Genomic DNA, 16,130 nt, shown 5'->3' with positions numbered 1-16,130 from the left:
AAAAGATTTCGTCAATACATCTTGGCAAAAATGACAAGGGCTGATAAAGATAAAAGGTTAACCTGAGTTGAAGCTTATACATAAGCCACACTAACTTGTTCTATTATCAAATTGAAAATGTGTTTTGCAATTTAAACTTAGTGGTATTAACTATAATGTATTGATTAATTTTGAAGGAAGTGTTTACATGGCAGTATTTTCAAAAGATGAACGTGTAAAAATATTATCAGACATTATTGAAATTCAATCTGTGAATGAAAAAGAACTCGATGTTGCCCATTATTTACAACAACTTTTTAAAAAGTATGATATCCATACAGAAATTTTAAAATTAGATGGTGAATCTTCACGTGCTAACCTTGTTGCAGAAATTGGTAGCGGAAAACCAGTAATCGGTGTTTCTGGACATATGGATGTCGTCACAACTGGTGATGGCGATAAATGGCACTATGATCCTTTCAAATTAACTGAAGATAATCAAGGAAGATTACACGGGCGTGGTTCAGCAGATATGAAATCTGGACTTGTGGCTTTAGCAATCAGTTTAATTGAAATTAAAGAAGCAGGGCTATTGAAACAAGGTTCGATTCGCTTTATGGCTACAGCTGGCGAAGAAGTTACTAGTAATGGTGCTGCTCTACTACATGAAAAAGGCTATATGGATGATATAGACGCATTATTAATTGCTGAACCATCCCAAGATGGCATTGTCTATACACACAAAGGTACAATGGATATTCAAGTTACTTCTAAAGGTAAATCCGCACATAGTTCTATGCCAGAACTAGGCTTTAATGCGATTAATCCTTTAGTTGATTTCATACATGACTTAAATGCAGAATATAACAAAGTAGATGTAAGTAGTGAGCTATTAGGTACGCCTACGATGAATTCAACTATTATAAACGGTGGAGACCAAGTTAACTCTATTCCTGAATATGCTGAATCGCTATTTAATATGCGTACAATTCCACAATTCGATAACAAAAAATTCGAAGATTTATTCAATCGTATCAAAGAGAAAATTGAAAAAGAAAGTAATGGGGATATTACTGTAAATCCATACGTTAACCGTGACCCTGTATACACTACAGGTGATAACTCATTTTTAAAATTAGCTAAATCTCTAGGCGATGAATACTTCAATAGAAATTTAGAAGTAACCTCTTCTACTGCTACAACTGATGCTTCTTATTTAATGAAAGACAAAGAGGAAGACTTCTCATTTGTAATGTATGGGCCAGGTGAAACAGGACAAGCACACCAAGTGGATGAATATGTTTATAAAGATGTATACCTTTCATTTATTGACCTCTACGTTCAACTATTAACACAGTATCTAAATCAATCTAAATAAGTTTGAACCCATGTTTATTAAATATAGGGCAGTATTAGTATGAAAATTACTTAGCCTTGTTGGGGGCGGGAAAACGAATCAAAATTTTGATTGAGTCTTCTCGCCCCCTATTTAAAAATATTTATTTAACTACTTATGTCCTATCTTTTATTCATTTCTAACCACTTAACCATTTCATTTAGATTATTCACTGTCATAGTTGGTGATTGTCCATTATAGTCAAAATATGATTTACTGCGATTTACCCATACTGTATCAAACCCAAAGTTAGCTGCTCCAGAAACGTCCCATGCATTTGAAGAAACGAATAAAATATCCTCACGCGTCATTTGATAATATTTCAATATTAAGGCATAGCTAGCAGGACTCGGTTTGTATTGCTTTATTTCATTTACACTAATAACAGTATCTATATACTTATTAATTTCAGAATTATCGACTAAAGGCATTAACATATTATCATTAGCATTTGATAATACACCAATTTCTAAGTTTTTCGCATTCAACTCCGAAAGTACTTTTGGAATTTCTTTAAAATAATCCAAATCTAAAAATGCATCAAATAGTTGATTTACATCTTCTCTATTGTATTGAATTTCATGAACATCTAATACATAGCGTAGAGATTCTTTAGTCAATTCATCAAAAGGAATATACCTTTGCATTACTTGTCTTAAAAACATATGCTCTAACTGAGTTTTACGCCAAAGTTGCGAAATGGACTTTGCTTCTACTTCATTGAATTGGTCCATATCGTTTTTTAGTGATTCCATATCAAATATTGTACCGTACACATCAAAAATAATAGCTTTATACATATACAACCTCCCTTTCTTGAGAAAAATCAGACTTACTTACTCTTTAGCACGTTTAGACTACATTGAAACAGTTTTAACTTAATTTCAATTAATATTTAATAATTAATTTTACTTTTTACATTTATTTTATAAATTTTCGTGTATTCTAAAGCCAAAATGTAAAGTAATAAATTTTTACTGCCATTTATAAATTATCTGTAAAATTACACTTGAATGAGATTAACTCCTTATAAATGGGATATAGAAAAGTAAGGGAGGAGGCTGGTTGTGATGCGAAAAATATTTTTAGTTGATTTGTTAAACCTATTTTTTATTGCCATAGGTTACATGCTGTTAATCACGTTAGTTTTATTTTCATTTGATTTATTTGAGATTGAAACGACCGGTTCACTATTTTTAAATACACTAAGTAGCGCCACAGTTGTTAGACTGTTTAACAACGAAATATTTAATGGTTTATTCACGCTATTTTTCTTTATCTCTGTATTAATATTTCTCTATAAAGCAATAGACCTTTATAAACAAAACAGATAGATTACCTTGACTAATATGTCCACTAATAATAAGTGACGACAGCATCCAATTATATTTAAAGATTTTCGATTCATGTACTATTTAATTTTATATTGTAAGGTTTTGTTTTTGGTTATATAATATTAATATAGAATGTTATATATCATAGAATAGTAATGTGCCGTTTATCATCATAGTTATATTCCATTCCCAGAATTAGACTTCATGCACCCATTTTAATATATGATATATCACAACATTCTACTCAAGTAGCTTATTGACTACTTGAAAAAATAAGATCTAAAGTTACTTTCAGGCAGTAACTTTAGGTCTTATTCATGTTTTGACTTCTTATAAAATTCCCTCCACCATTTATTGCTTTATCTCGTAACTTCATTTTGTTCTTTTTTAATACTAATTATCTAGAATAACTACGAAATCCAAATCTCTTTCAACAAATCAACCCTTTTCATCCTCTTTGTTATCACTTTGCTCTTTATAAAATATTTGATTTAATCACTTTTATAAACTTCGTTCTGTGTTATCCATTATTTTCCCATTAAAATCTTTTATTTTTTTATTATCTCACTGATATTTTATTAATAAATATATCCTTAAACGCTTTTCACAATGACATTTTATTAATTCAAGTATTCATTTTATTAATTTTGTTAGTTGATTGCCTTTTTTAAAGTATAGAGTTGTACAATAGGCTTACTACTATAAGGAGCAAGCCTCATATCTAGATAAAGGTGATATTTTTTGATTAGTACGCTATCTATTAGGAACCACTATACATCTGAATTAGCAAGGTGTATCAATGAAGTTATAATACTCCTCCCATTAAACAAGCCTTGCAAAATTAACTTAAATGGAACAACCATTACAGTCACTGACGGCATAATTGTTAATAATGCAGATTTATTTCAAATGTTAGATGTTCAAGAGCTGTTAGAGTTGAAAATTCCTTTACCACTTTTTATTGAAAAAGATATCAATATTTCAAAATCATATTTCGATTTTAATCGTATTCATTTTGTAGAGCAATTTAGAAACCTAGTTCTAGAAGCTATCCATCAGCCTATTCAAGATGAGTTCAGTATGAATATGTATATTTCTGGCATTATCGAGTTCTTATTAAGGGAAGCTCGTGTCGTGTTAAAGAGCATCTATATCCCTTGTTTAAATACTAAACACCCCTTAGTAGCACGTATTACTAAATATATTCATGACAACGTTTGTAACACTTTGAATACAAAACATTTATCTCAAACATTTTATATTTCACAATCGTATATATCGATACTATTTGCTAGTAATATCAATATGAATTTTAAACGTTACACAACTTCATTAAGAATTGCCTTATCCCTTTATGATCTAATTCAAGACAATATAAGCATCTATGAAGTAGCTATTAAATACCAATTTTTAAATGTAACAACTTATTCTAAACATTTTAAATATTACATCCAAATACCACCTAAAAAGTATATTTACTTGTTTAAAAAAGGTTATTATAAATCACCATATAAAGTGGCCGTAAATAATGTAACTTCAGCAGATTATTTAGATAAATACCAAGAAGCAACTATACATACAAATAACTCTGATTATTCGTTAAATCTCTCAAAACTGTCGTTTAATAATTGTTTTAAATCCATGACTGTGCTCATTCAATTAGATGACATATATGCCTTACATCATTTTTATGAATATCATATGGTACGCAATGAAGCTAAGACAACATTTTCAAAAATAAACTTTTGTATATTAGATACACATATGAAGCAATTAAATGCACTGAGTGCACAACACTTCATAAATACGATCAAACAGTTATTACTTAAAGGACATCATTTGACTATTAAAATAACTAATTTAACTTTATGTCAAACTCAAAACTTTTCGGTTGGCAAATTACTAGCTGAACTAGAAAATGATTGGAATCAGATTACATTACAGTTTGATTTTTCTTATAATACTTTTAATGAGCTTTCGAATTTTATTGAAAAAATTCGTCACAAGTATCCACTTATTAAAATCGGAATGACGATTGACACTATAATTAAAAGTAAAAATACTTTATCGCAAATGATACATAACATCACTTCAATTAAAGTAGATTTTCACTATATTAATTTAGATTTAAATCTCTTTTGTAGACTAATTGCTGATAAAGTAGCTCAGTCGTCAAAAAAACATAACTTAAAACAAGTATTCTTAATATTTATTAGCCAATTAGGTAATGAGCACGCAAAAAAATTAATTTTAACCAATTTAACTCATAAATCTTTACAAGATTACTACAATACACCTAGCCAACACACACATATATTATTAACGCGATTTTTGGTTGAGTTAAATCAGAAAATCTGTGGTTTTGGTTTTCCATACTATACCGACGATAATGATAGAATTATGCTGTTTAATAAATTTCATTGTCCAATGCCCATTGTCCATATATATAGCTTTTTAAAAGTTTTTTTCAAACAACAAGTTGCCTTACTACCTCACGCAATTATATGTAAAACAAATAGGCGTTATCATATTTTATTATTTAGTAACATGCAAAAAACATCATTTGTCGTTAAAATAAATCATCATTTCATCAAATCATTTCCAGTGTTTTCGAGGCTTTTAAATAAAGATCATGGAATAATCACAAATTTGATACCTTCAAATATAGATCAAAAATTTTTCGGATTGAGCTATATCGAGCAAATCAATAACGCTAATTACCCTTTATCGAAATTAAGTTTACATTACTATAAAGAACCTTTGATTTATAAACTTTCTCAATCATCGATTCAATATATTATGATCGCTATAAACTAACAACAAAATCGGGGTAAAAACAAATGGTTAAGTTTGTTTTTACCCCGATTTTCAATTGCAATATTTAATTTTGTTTATTAAAACATCTGAAACAACGATGCTACTTTACCATTAATTTATTGTTTGGTTATAATCGTTTAAATTTCAAAAAAGTTTTGTAAATCGTCTAAATGTTCATTATCCATTTGATATTGGTCTTTAACACAACCATTTTCAAGGTGTAATACTTCATCTGCACATGACATCAATAACTCATAATCATGTGTAATAAGTAATATTGTATACCCTTGGCTAGCTAAACGATTAAGAATATGACTCATGTCACGCATACGTTGACCATCTAATCCGCTAGAGGGCTCATCAAAAATAAGCACCTCCCGTTTAGTCTCTATAGCACTAGCAATACCTAAGCGTTGCTTTTCTCCTCCCGAAAGTGACAATGGGTGCCTATCAATATGCTCTGATATCCCATACTGTTGTAAACGCGATTGTATCGATGCATCATCTAGTTGGTTATGATTTAAACGTAGTTCTTCAGCAACACTTTCAGCAAATAATTGATTATTCACATCTTGAAAAACCATATATATATGATTTAACCTTTGATTGCGTTTTAATGTTCTCCCATCTAATTCAACATGTCCCTTAAATTTACGTTCTACGCCAGTTAGACAGCGCGCAAACGTCGATTTTCCAGAACCATTGCGACCTATAATTGCTGTTACTTTGCCTTTGGTGAGTTCGACTTTAGGAATGTTAAGTGCATATGGTTGCTTGGCTTTATAGTTAAACATAAAATTTTGCAACGCTATCTTTTCTTCTATATTGGTATAATTTGAAGTTTTAGGCTTCATATGATTTAAATGTATCGCTCTTAATCCTAAATCTCTTAAAGTATCACTTGATAATGCATTGAAAGTGATATTGTCGTATACCGTACTAATCTCTCCTTGTTTCATAACTACAAAGCGATCGACAACATCTACCAAATAATGCAAACGATGTTCAGCAATTATAATTGTTTTACCTTCATTCTTCCACCTTTTCAACAACTGACGTAATTTAGTAATTGTAGCAAAGTCTAAATTAGATGAAGGCTCATCTAAAATGATAATATCGTGTCCGCTTACTTGTATTGCTGTACAAGCGATAAGTTGCTTCTCTCCACCTGACAAGTCAAATATATTTCTATCTAATAAATGGTTCATTTTCAATACTTCAACGCTACGATTAATATTAACTTCTATATGTTGCGGGTCAACACCATAGTTTTCCGGTTCAAATGCTAATTCACTTGTTGTATTCAAACAAAAGAATTGTGAACGAGGATTTTGAAAAACCGAGCCACTTATCTTGGAAATCTCATAAATGGATTGCTGACGTATATCCTCTCCATTGATATGCACATTCCCTTCAATATTACCTTGATATAAATGTGGTATAGTGCCATTTAAAATTCGTGTCACTGTAGTTTTGCCACTGCCTGAAGCACCCGTTAAACAAATAACCTCACCACTATCAATAGTAAGATTAATATTATTTAACACTTTTTCTCCATTTTCATAATTAAACGACATATCTTCAATTCGAATCATTTTTCAACCTCACACTATATAATAGGTTACACATAAAATCAGCGCCATACTAATAAAAAACCAATCTAGCCAACGCATTTTTAGCGATACTATAGATGTTCGTTTATATGTTAAATTCAAACCACGTGTAATCGACGCAACGGTCAATTCGTTCCCAATTTTAACGACACTATTTAATAATGGGACAACACGATATTCGAAGTATTGCAATGGCTTTTTAAATGCCAAGCGTAATGAAATTCCCCTCATCTTCATCGCATCTTTAATGGATGCTGACTCTGTCTTGATAGTGGGAACAAATCTGAACATTACAGCTATGGGAATCGTAATCTTCCTTGGTATTTTCAGACGTTCTAAACCTGCAATAAGCACTTCAACTTGAGTGGTCTTAAAAAGATAATACCCCATTACGAGTGATGGCAAGAAACGTGTAATGATACCTGCAGGTACAAAAATGAGTAAAGTAGCTAGCTGATTATGATCTAATGTAACGAATGCTTCGCCATACCACGCACTAATTGTAACAATGATGCTTATCCATCCAATTAGATGTTTATCAATAAGTAGAAGTAAAACAGAAGGTATTAACATTACAAGTAACCGCAAGAAAATTTCATTTCCCGTTACACCACCAGTTAATGAAATAAGTGAAATAATTATCATGAGACCAAGCTTTACTCTAGGGTCTAAATTAAATATATAATTTTGATTTATTATGCCGCTCTTCATATTAAATCATACCTGCACGTTTAAAATGTTTCTTCAATATGGCTTTAGCGATGTAAGCCCCTATCAACGCTCCAATAATTGTTGTAACGATTATGATTGGAATCATCTCTATTGAAAATAATGCAGCTACCGTAGATTCATAACCTGAACCATATTTCTCCTGTATAAAGGTTAGATACGATTGTCTCATAAAATAAAATGGTAATAGATTGCCTATTGGCCAAAACGAGAAAATAATATAACCTATGCTATTTAATTTCCAATCTTTATAATGGCCCAACGCCATAATAACATCTGCTAATATAATAATTGGTACACTTAAAATCAACGCCATCCATGGATGACCCATAATTGCTAATATTAAGCTTACTATAATACCACAAAGGGATAGTGGACCAAATTTTTGTGTTTTCGTAATAAGCAACATAATCGGTATGCCGCCAACCAAGCCAATCATAGCAGGAAGTAATAACATAAATATTGGTATAATGCCTAAAATACCTGGTGGTGCTATAAATATAAAGTATATTGCCGTGAAGAGACCTATATTTATTAAATCTTTCACATCTATTTTGCTTTTTTTCATCAGTAACTCCCTCTTCACATAAAACTAAATTGGAATGACACAAAAACTTGTTTTTAAATAACGCTTCTCACGATTCCATACCGTAACTAGACAAAGAATACAAGAGCTAGCTCATTTCTCATGCCCAAATATGAGTATAAGATGTTAATTATGCAACTCACCCTATGTTTTATATTCCAATTAAAAATACATTTATTTCAAAGATACTATAATTGAAAACTATTATCAATGACATCGGTTTATAACACTCTAATAGCTTATAAAGTAAATAGTATGGTATTGAATTATCTATGCTACATCGTACATGTAGGTAGGAGTTAATATAACTTTCGTTTCCAAGTCATCACTTATCTATATTAAAAGGCTCTTTGACAAAGAACTTGTTAACATTAAGGGGCAGGACACAAATCAAACTTGAAAATTGATTTTGTATTCCCACCCCAAAGGTGATTTACTATAATCTAAACACTTAGTATCTAAGCATTCATTTTTGTATCATATCTTACTTATTATATACTGCTTAATATCTCAAATTAAAATATGGCGATTCCAAACTGAAATTCTTTTTAAGATTTTTAACTTTAATCTTATCATTAAATATTATATTATAAGTCATTCTCTCTTTAGACTGAAGAGAGGTCAGATAGCCATACGTAAATGTATCTGATAATAATAAAGTTGTTAGCCCTTCCGACAAGATATAGTTAAATTCTAAACAACGCAGTTGGATCGTTTTACTATCTTTTATCGTAACTTCAATCATATCGCTTAATTTATTTTGTGTTACATAAAATGATAAGTTATCAAAATCTTTTGTGAAGTACGGTGTAAAACGATAATACTTATCATTTAGTGAAGCGATCGTGCTCGTCTCTTTTCCATACGGATACGCTAAGCGTTTACTACCAATACGTTTTTCAACACTCATATTATCTACGCGCATTTCTAAAAACGTATCCCAAACTTTTTCTTTAGTTAAGTATGGCATAATATCCTTCATAGAAGCATTAAATTTAAAACGTGTTTGATCATTAATAGCTAAAGGTATATAAATCAATTCTTTTTTATTACGTGATACTAACTTTAGTTGTATCATAGAAGCTACATGGTTAGGATTGATGATTGAACTTAAAAATTCTAATTCCAATTCAAAGCCTTGTTCATTAAAGTTAAACTGCGTCATTCTGATATCTGGTTTCATCAATTTATTGAATATAAAGTATGGTTCTTCATAGTCAAATTGAATTTGCAATACACCTTGTTGCGCACTAAAATTATAAAATTGGCCATTATTAAAGCTTTCTTCAACAATTTGATAATGTTTCATATCTTTTTTGCGTGCGTAATATAACAATGGTTTCAATGAATCTCTCACGATATTATCTACTTCGGTAGGTACTTTTTGTATAAAGTCGCCTAGCGCATCCATCCAAGCTTCCTTTTTATCATCTGCTATTTTAAGTGAAAAATTATTTGTTCTTGAAAATGAAAAATGGCGATCTAAAAAATAACCTAATATTTCATGTCTGTTGTCTAAAGGGCTATTCAGAATTTCTTCTGTAATTAATCCCATAACTTTATAAAAATCTTTAGGCGACACATATGCCGAGCTCATATGTTCCCCTTCTCGCTTAGTCGCATAGTAGTATGGTTTATCTGCCAATATGGCGATTTTCTTTGCGTTAACGTATGCTTTCATTGTAAACAGTTGATCCTCTGCACTACGTAAATCTTCTGGGAACTCAATGTGATTATCAAGTAGTAATGATGTACGATAAAATTTAGTGGGACTTAATGTATAAATAATGCGTGAATTAGCTAAGGTAACATCATCGTTGGTTTCTTTAAACATAGATTTAGGAACACCACGACCATTTACACCTTCCATTTTAACTAGAACCACATCAGCTTGATTCTCTTCAACAAATTCTGATACATCTTTCAATGTATCTGGATGAATATAATCGTCTGAATCTACAAAGAATACATACTCTCCTTGAGCCATATTTAGAGCTGTATTTCTCGGTTTTCCAGGACCACCCGAATTAGCTTCAAGTTGCTTTATAGTTAAATTTAATTTATTTTTATAAGACGCTACTACATCCAAAGTATTATCTGTAGAACAATCATCGATCAATAGAACTTCAAAATCTTTCTGATCATATTTTTGCTCCTGTAAACTGTTCAATAGTTCTCCTATATACTTTTCAGAATTGTAACTTGGTACTATGATTGAAAATTTCATTAATATATCCACCTTATAAAAATGAGCTGAAATACTAATAACATAGTTAGCTCAATGATACCTAATCTATGAATAGATTCGTTATCTTACCTTTAGTTTGTTAGTTATTGTTTCAGCTCATCATAATTTTTGTTTTCAGTTTTTCTTAGCTTCCAAATACGTTTCTTACTAAACGTTCAGCCGAACGACCATCTTGATATTTAAAATGTTTATTTAAGAATGGTTCCACTTTGTCTACTTCAAAATCTTCGTTATCTAATGCTGTGATTAAATCATTAAATGACTCTACAATTTTCCCTGGCACAAACGTTTCATATGGCTCATAAAAATCACGTGATGTAATATAATCCTCAAGGTCAAATGCGTAAAAAATCATCGGGCGTTTAAACACCGCAAATTCATAAACAAGTGATGAATAATCACTAATTAAAATATCTGTAACAAATAAAATATCATTAACTTCTCTAAAATCAGAAACATCCACAAAGTATTGCTCATATTCTCTAGGAATATTTAGTCTATTCTTCACAAATGGATGCATTTTAAATAAAACTACTGCATTATTTTCACGACAATATCGTGCGAATCTAGCAAAATCAATTTTAAAGAATGGATAATGTGCCGTATGATGTCCATTACCTCTAAATGTAGGTGCAAATAATATCACTTTCTTATCTTTAATGATTTGTAGTGCCGCCTCCATTTCGGCTGTAACTTGTTGTTCATATCCCTCGTCAAATAAGATATCTGTTCTAGGGACACCAGTCGGAATTATATTTTGTTCTTTAATACCAAAGGCTTCACCATAAAATGGAATATCTGTTTCTGAAGAAACAAAGGCCTTAGTATAATTTCTATGGTTTACAGAATTAAAGAATGGACCACCTTTTTTTCCAGCTCGGCTATAACCAACTGTTTTAAAAGCGCCAACCGCATGCCATACTTGAATAATTTCCTGACTTTTTCTGAACTTCACTGTATAGAGCAATGGATGAAAATCATCAACAAATATATAATCTGCTTTGCCTAATAAATATGGAAATTTAAATTTATCGATAAAATTACGACGTGCCGAAATATTAGATTTAAACAATGCATGAATTTTATATTTTTCGTCTAAATTTTGGCGTAACATCTCGTTGTAAACATATTCAAAGTTCCCTGACATTTCAGCTCTTGAATCTGATGTGAACAGGACGGTATTCCCCTTTTTCAAATGGAAAAATTTTGTCGTGTTAAATATCAATTGAAAGACAAAATTACGCACATTATACGAATAACGATTATACTTTAATTTCAAATCTGCAATCTTTTGTTTAAGAGGATTTAACTTAGGTGTTGGAGCTTTAAACAAGATATCTAGTACGAACTCATTAACTTCACTGGATATCATCGGCCTTACAATATACTCTGTTTTATTAGAGCTTCCACCTTTTTTAAATGTGTACATAAAATGTTCTAATAGCAAATTATTTTTACCATTTTGAGTAGCTTCCTCATGGTATTGTTCTAGCTCTTCTTCCTCTAACGTATACTGACTTGGATTTAGCAACGATGGGTTGATATTTGCTATATAATCAAAGTCGTCTTTATAAACAATTAAATATTCACCTGAAGGTAGATAATTTCCATCATCCAATATAGCCACATTAAAGCGTGCTACGAATTGATTGCCATTAATTTTCACATCGTTTGCTTTCAATTCTTTGGTCTCAGTTAAATTACGAAGAACAAAACGCTTCTTGTTCAATTCGATATCCTCAACATGACCTGAAATAAATAATTGAATACGTTCCCAATAAATATTATCAATTATTATTTTAGATTTACTCAATTTAAAAACCCTCTCTTTATCCTGTTCATAATATCATTTTAAAATATTATTACTGATTGCTTATTTTTAAAAGTTTACATCGTCCATTTAATAACAGTCTTACCCCACGAAGTAGATAAATCTTTTTCAAATGCATTGACTGCGTCATTAATAGTCTTAACATCAAATTCATTACCTTTTAATAGTGCTAGTTTTTCCACAACATCTGGATGATCTTTATAGAATTTCGCAATATCCTTAAAATCTTGCGCGCCACTTCTACTACTTCCAAACATTGTTAAACCTTTTTCTAATACTAATCTTGTGTTAACTTCAACAGGATATTCACTTACACCCAGTAAGCTAACTGTACCTTCAGGTGAAATCAAATCGATGATTTGGTTTACTGCTGATTGGCTGCCTTTCCCACCTACACATTCAAAAGCATGATCAAAAGCAACACCTTCAGGCACTTCATGTATATGGTATATTTCATCTGCGAAAGAAAAGTGACTTAATTTGTAATCTGTTTTTCCAAAGATATAAATTGCCGCATTAGGGTAGAGTTTATTTAATAAAATTGCAGTAATATACCCTAAATTGCCATCGCCCCAAATACCAAAGCTATTTTTATTTGCATTTGACTTACGCTCAAACCTTTGAATTGCATGCCAACTCACGCTTACCAATTCAGAGTATGCAATTGTACTTAAATCTTCTATACTTTCGTCGATTTCTACGACACGATCATGATCCATAAAAACATAATCTTGCATAAAACCATCATATCCACTAGATCTAAATTTACTACTAGGTAAATAGTTTTCTGCTATGACCGCATCTGTTTCTACGGGTGTATTCGGTACCATAATAACTCTTGTACCAGTCTTAAATATACCTTTGTTATCATAAACAACTTCACCAACACCTTCATGAACTAGAGACATCGGTAATTTTTTCTTAAGTACCTGTTCATTTCTACTACCCGTATAATATCTTTGGTCTGCCGCACAAATTGATAAATATAATGGTCTTACAACAACTTTATCACTTTTAATATTTTCATTATTGTATGTTACTTCAAATTGTCTAGGCGCTACCAATTGATAAACTTGGTTAATCACTCAACATCCCACCTTTGATGATAGAGTTCGCTACTTTAAGATCATAAGGTGTCGTAATTTTAATGTTGTATAGTTCTCCCATCACTAATTTCACTTTTTTATTAGCTACCACAAGAATTTTACATGCATCTGTCATTATTTCTTTATCTTCAAAAGATAATGCGTTATAGCTATTTCTCAATAAATTCACATTAAATGATTGCGGTGTTTGTCCTTGGTACATTTCACTTCTGACTGGGATAGACTGTATTTGTTCTCCATCATTCGACGTGATAATTGTATCAGTTGCAGGTATTACAGTATCGACAGCGCCATGTGCTAATACACTTTCTATATTTTCTTTAATGATTCGATGCGTTAAAAACGGTCTAACCGCATCATGTGTAACGATTACATCTTTATCAGTGATAGGATGTGTTTGTTCAGCTTCATTTATAATATTCATAATTGTTTCGTTACGATCTGAACCACCTTGTACCACTTCAATTCTATCATCATTAATTTGATGTTTACGCAATGTATCCTTTGTATGCGAAATCCACTTTTGTGGCGTCGCGATAAATATTTTATCAAATTCATTCGTAAGCAAGAATTTTTCAACTGTATGAATTAATATAGGTTTACCATCTAGATCTAAAAATTGTTTTGGCAGTGGTACGTTACCCATTCTAGAACCAATACCGCCTGCTAATATACCAGCATATATCATATATTTCCCTCCTATATATCTTAAATCTTATAATTTACTTTTTAATTTTAACTTTAAATAGATTTAAATTTTCCCAATTTGATAAATAGTTTAAAGATTTACCTTTTTATGATATAGATATAGATATTATTTCTTAAGCACAATATACCAATTTTCATCATTCATTTCTACTTATAACTGTTTTTTAATTTTAATTTGTATAAGATTAACTCGTTTAATATATATTGTTTTCCAATTCTAGTTAAAACAAATTAAAATTGGGTTATATGTTTAATATAAGCGTTATTTTACACTTAAAAGGCGTTATTCAACTTTAATCTTTCAGAATATATTTACAATTCTAAATTTTCTTAGTATATTCGACATATTAGCTATTATTAACGTAACAGTTCATCATGACTTTATACATATCGATACATATTACGTTATATTATGGGAGGCGGATTAATTATGAACAAATCAGAACAACTTATTAATGAAGATAGTAAATACTTTGCCAAGCCAGGAAGAATTAAGTATTATCCATTAGCTATTTCACACGGCTATGGCGCAACGCTAGTAGACGTTGAAGGTAAAACCTATATTGACCTGCTATCTAGTGCAAGTTCTCAAAATGTCGGTCATGCGCCTAAACAGGTCACTGATGCTATCAAAGCACAAGTTGATCAATTCATACATTACACGCCTGCATACATGTATCATGAACCTTTAGTTAAATTAGCTAAAAAAATATGTGAAATTGCGCCAGGTTCATATGAAAAACGTGTACTTTTCGGACTTTCAGGGTCAGATGCAAATGATGGTATCGTCAAATTAGCTCGTGCTTATACAGGAAGACCATATATTATTAGTTTTATTAATGCTTATCATGGTTCTACATATGGATCACTTTCTATGTCCGCTATCAGTTTAAATATGCGTAAACATTATGGTCCAATGCTACCGGGTTTCTATCACATTCCTTTTCCAGATAATTATCGAGGTATGTTTGAGCATCAAAACCCAAATACAATTGAAGAATACCTTGCGCCTCTAAAAGAAATGTTTGAAAAGTACGTGCCGGCCGACGAAGTAGCCTGTATTATGATTGAAACTATCCAAGGAGACGGCGGTCTTCTTGAACCCGTAGATGGATACTTTGAGGCTTTACAAGATTTATGCCAGACGCACGGTATATTATTAGCTGTAGACGATATACAACAAGGTTTAGGTAGAACTGGATATTGGAGTTCCGTATCGCATTATAATATTGAACCTGACCTTATTACATTTGGTAAGTCACTAGCAGGTGGTCTACCAATGTCCGCTATCGTTGGGCGTTCAGAAATCATGGACTATCTAGATGCTCCTGCTCATTTATTTACTACTGGTGCCAATCCAGTGAGTTGTGAAGCCGCGTTAGCTACAATTTCTATGATTGAAGATCAAAACTTATTACAAGCTAGTACTGATAAAGGTCATTACGTTCGCAAACGCCTAAACCAATGGCCTGAAAAATATAAATCCGTCGGTAATGTCAGAGGAAAAGGTCTGTCTATAGGCATCGATATTGTGTCAGATAAAATAAAAAAAGTACGCGACCCTGAAGCAGCTTTAAAGATTTGTAATTGCTGTTATGACAATGGAGTCGTTATCATCGCTGTTGCTGGTAATGTACTTCGTTTCCAGCCGCCTTTAGTCATAACTTATGATCAGTTAGATACAGCATTAAATGTGTTAGAAGCTGCAATCCAAGACTTTGAAACAGGAAAATTAGATAACTATGATATAGCGGGGCAAGGTTGGTAATACAAATTGCTTAAA

12 protein-coding genes are annotated in these 16,130 nt (G+C 31.3%); 4 read left to right on the top strand and 8 right to left on the bottom strand.

Going from position 1 to position 16,130, the window contains the following annotated elements; translation table 11 throughout:
* The first annotated feature begins 187 nt into the window (after positions 1 to 187).
* The gene (locus J5E45_RS07780) at positions 188 to 1,357 is read left to right on the top strand and encodes an ArgE/DapE family deacylase (RefSeq protein WP_208181974.1); all 1,170 of its coding nucleotides are present in this window, start codon (positions 188 to 190) and stop codon (positions 1,355 to 1,357) included.
* A gap of 140 nt (positions 1,358 to 1,497) precedes the next feature.
* Here the strand turns inward: J5E45_RS07780 and J5E45_RS07775 are convergent, their stop codons facing one another.
* Positions 1,498 to 2,175 carry a haloacid dehalogenase type II gene (locus J5E45_RS07775; RefSeq protein WP_039069507.1) on the bottom strand — a complete coding sequence of 226 codons (678 nt, stop codon included), beginning with the start codon at positions 2,173 to 2,175 and terminating at the stop codon, positions 1,498 to 1,500.
* 270 nt (positions 2,176 to 2,445) lie between these two features.
* Here J5E45_RS07775 and J5E45_RS07770 point away from each other — a divergent pair, with 270 nt between their 5' ends.
* Both J5E45_RS07770 and J5E45_RS07765 read left to right on the top strand, forming a co-directional pair.
* The gene (locus J5E45_RS07770) at positions 2,446 to 2,709 is read left to right on the top strand and encodes a hypothetical protein (protein WP_208181973.1); all 264 of its coding nucleotides are present in this window, start codon (positions 2,446 to 2,448) and stop codon (positions 2,707 to 2,709) included.
* 741 nt (positions 2,710 to 3,450) lie between these two features.
* A complete protein-coding gene (locus tag J5E45_RS07765) occupies positions 3,451 to 5,526 on the top strand; it encodes a helix-turn-helix domain-containing protein (RefSeq protein ID WP_208181971.1) in 2,076 nt (691 codons plus the stop codon).
* Between the two features lie 137 nt (positions 5,527 to 5,663).
* Here J5E45_RS07765 and J5E45_RS07760 read toward each other — a convergent pair whose 3' ends face one another.
* The 7 genes from J5E45_RS07760 to J5E45_RS07730 form a co-directional block, all read right to left on the bottom strand.
* Entirely contained in the window at positions 5,664 to 7,121 is a 1,458-nt protein-coding gene (locus J5E45_RS07760) for an ABC transporter ATP-binding protein (protein WP_069792254.1), read from the bottom strand.
* A gap of 9 nt (positions 7,122 to 7,130) precedes the next feature.
* Positions 7,131 to 7,850, bottom strand: a complete 720-nt coding sequence (locus tag J5E45_RS07755; protein ID WP_069792253.1) for an energy-coupling factor transporter transmembrane component T — start codon at positions 7,848 to 7,850, stop codon at positions 7,131 to 7,133.
* 1 nt (position 7,851) lies between these two features.
* The gene (locus tag J5E45_RS07750) at positions 7,852 to 8,436 is read right to left on the bottom strand and encodes an MptD family putative ECF transporter S component (protein ID WP_039069266.1); all 585 of its coding nucleotides are present in this window, start codon (positions 8,434 to 8,436) and stop codon (positions 7,852 to 7,854) included.
* Between the two features lie 520 nt (positions 8,437 to 8,956).
* Positions 8,957 to 10,681, bottom strand: coding sequence for a glycosyltransferase family 2 protein (locus tag J5E45_RS07745; RefSeq protein WP_208181969.1), 1,725 nt, complete (start codon positions 10,679 to 10,681; stop codon positions 8,957 to 8,959).
* 145 nt (positions 10,682 to 10,826) lie between these two features.
* Positions 10,827 to 12,515, bottom strand: coding sequence for a teichoic acid ribitol-phosphate polymerase TarL (tarL, locus tag J5E45_RS07740; RefSeq protein WP_208181968.1), 1,689 nt, complete (start codon positions 12,513 to 12,515; stop codon positions 10,827 to 10,829).
* 74 nt (positions 12,516 to 12,589) lie between these two features.
* Complete coding sequence (locus tag J5E45_RS07735) at positions 12,590 to 13,618, bottom strand: alcohol dehydrogenase catalytic domain-containing protein (RefSeq protein ID WP_039069269.1); 1,029 nt, start codon at positions 13,616 to 13,618, stop codon at positions 12,590 to 12,592.
* Positions 13,611 to 14,327 (bottom strand): D-ribitol-5-phosphate cytidylyltransferase, encoded by a 717-nt coding sequence (locus J5E45_RS07730; RefSeq protein WP_039069270.1) that lies wholly within the window; start codon positions 14,325 to 14,327, stop codon positions 13,611 to 13,613. Before J5E45_RS07730 ends, J5E45_RS07735 begins: the two co-directional genes overlap by 8 nt.
* A gap of 450 nt (positions 14,328 to 14,777) precedes the next feature.
* Between J5E45_RS07730 and J5E45_RS07725 the strand changes: the two genes are divergently transcribed.
* Positions 14,778 to 16,115, top strand: coding sequence for an aspartate aminotransferase family protein (locus J5E45_RS07725; RefSeq protein WP_101050014.1), 1,338 nt, complete (start codon positions 14,778 to 14,780; stop codon positions 16,113 to 16,115).
* The last annotated feature ends 15 nt before the right edge of the window (positions 16,116 to 16,130 follow it).

Origin of the sequence: Staphylococcus shinii, from assembly GCF_017583065.1 — a bacterium.
In the GTDB taxonomy this organism is placed as follows: domain Bacteria; phylum Bacillota; class Bacilli; order Staphylococcales; family Staphylococcaceae; genus Staphylococcus; species Staphylococcus shinii.
This window is presented reverse-complemented; position numbering and strand designations above follow the sequence as displayed.

What these genes read in the sequence shown, in the direction of transcription:
- J5E45_RS07780 (WP_208181974.1), top strand. Translation starts at nt 188, where the DNA reads ATGGCAGTATTTTCAAAAGATGAACGTGTAAAAATATTATCAGACATT.
- J5E45_RS07775 (WP_039069507.1), bottom strand. Translation starts at nt 2,175, where the DNA reads ATGTATAAAGCTATTATTTTTGATGTGTACGGTACAATATTTGATATG.
- J5E45_RS07770 (WP_208181973.1), top strand. Translation starts at nt 2,446, where the DNA reads ATGCGAAAAATATTTTTAGTTGATTTGTTAAACCTATTTTTTATTGCC.
- J5E45_RS07760 (WP_069792254.1), bottom strand. Translation starts at nt 7,121, where the DNA reads ATGATTCGAATTGAAGATATGTCGTTTAATTATGAAAATGGAGAAAAA.
- J5E45_RS07755 (WP_069792253.1), bottom strand. Translation starts at nt 7,850, where the DNA reads ATGAAGAGCGGCATAATAAATCAAAATTATATATTTAATTTAGACCCT.
- J5E45_RS07750 (WP_039069266.1), bottom strand. Translation starts at nt 8,436, where the DNA reads ATGAAAAAAAGCAAAATAGATGTGAAAGATTTAATAAATATAGGTCTC.
- J5E45_RS07745 (WP_208181969.1), bottom strand. Translation starts at nt 10,681, where the DNA reads ATGAAATTTTCAATCATAGTACCAAGTTACAATTCTGAAAAGTATATA.
- J5E45_RS07730 (WP_039069270.1), bottom strand. Translation starts at nt 14,327, where the DNA reads ATGATATATGCTGGTATATTAGCAGGCGGTATTGGTTCTAGAATGGGT.
- J5E45_RS07725 (WP_101050014.1), top strand. Translation starts at nt 14,778, where the DNA reads ATGAACAAATCAGAACAACTTATTAATGAAGATAGTAAATACTTTGCC.